This is a genomic window from Mycetohabitans sp. B2 (genome assembly GCF_021733735.1).
In the GTDB taxonomy this organism is placed as follows: Bacteria; Pseudomonadota; Gammaproteobacteria; order Burkholderiales; family Burkholderiaceae; genus Mycetohabitans; species Mycetohabitans rhizoxinica.
In genome coordinates this window covers 1-741 of the sequence record NZ_JAHKSP010000133.1, presented here as the reverse complement: position 1 = coordinate 741, position 741 = coordinate 1, and the positions used below count along the sequence as shown (strand labels likewise).

At 59.0% G+C, this 741-nt stretch carries 2 protein-coding genes; both read right to left on the bottom strand.

The genetic code is table 11. From position 1 onward, the window contains the following. Positions 1-186: 186 nt before the first annotated feature. Positions 187-336: a hypothetical protein gene (locus KPG66_RS17080; protein WP_237071635.1), complete on the bottom strand. Its 150-nt coding sequence runs from the start codon at positions 334-336 to the stop codon at positions 187-189. Between the two features lie 202 nt (positions 337-538). Beyond that, a partial coding sequence (locus KPG66_RS17075; RefSeq protein WP_272907120.1) for an acyl-CoA dehydrogenase family protein occupies positions 539-741 on the bottom strand: 203 nt, incomplete at its 5' end.

The window sequence follows — 741 nt, the reverse complement described above, 5'->3', positions numbered from 1 at the left end:
TCGATGTTGTACACGCTGATCGTGTCGGGCGCCGCCGCGCTCAAGGGCAGGCGACACGCCTGAAGGTAGCGCACGAACGCACGCCGTTGGGCCAGGTAGACTTGACCGGCTTGGCGAGCCAGCCAGGCTTCAAATGATTGAATAGGTGAACGGTCTTAATCGGTGCGCTGCTGGGCGGCAAACAGATCAGCCGTGGTCATGATAGACAGGGGGAGGTGTCGTTGGAGAGATCAGGCACCGACGAAACAGAAGGCCGTTGGTGGTAGCCGCTTCGCCGTTACAGTTGCGCTCGATGTAGAATTTGCCGTCATCGAGCAACACCAGGTGTTTGTCCATCGGGGCATCAGCGGGCTGTTCCATGCTCCCCGAACCCCTTGTCGCACCACGCCTCATTCAAGGAGACAGCAAACAAACGCCGACCTCCGCAGCCCGCCTGCCTTACCCGCGCACTACGTTTCGCGCGGCCACTTAGCGCGCACAGCGACACGGGCTTGATTCGATCGCTACGCTGCGCTGGCGCATCGCTGTCTGTGTCCGTTCATAATCCCAGTTCGGTGGCAATGATGTTGCGTTGAATATCGGATGTTCCTGAATAGAGGAGGGATGCGATGGCGTCGCGCAGTCCTCTTTCAGTAGGGGTTTCAGCTAGGTAGCCTTGTGCGCCGTAAATGCGCAGTGCGTCTATCGAAAACTTCGTGTACGCCTCGGAGACGAACAGCTTCGCACAGGCCGCTTCCAGTG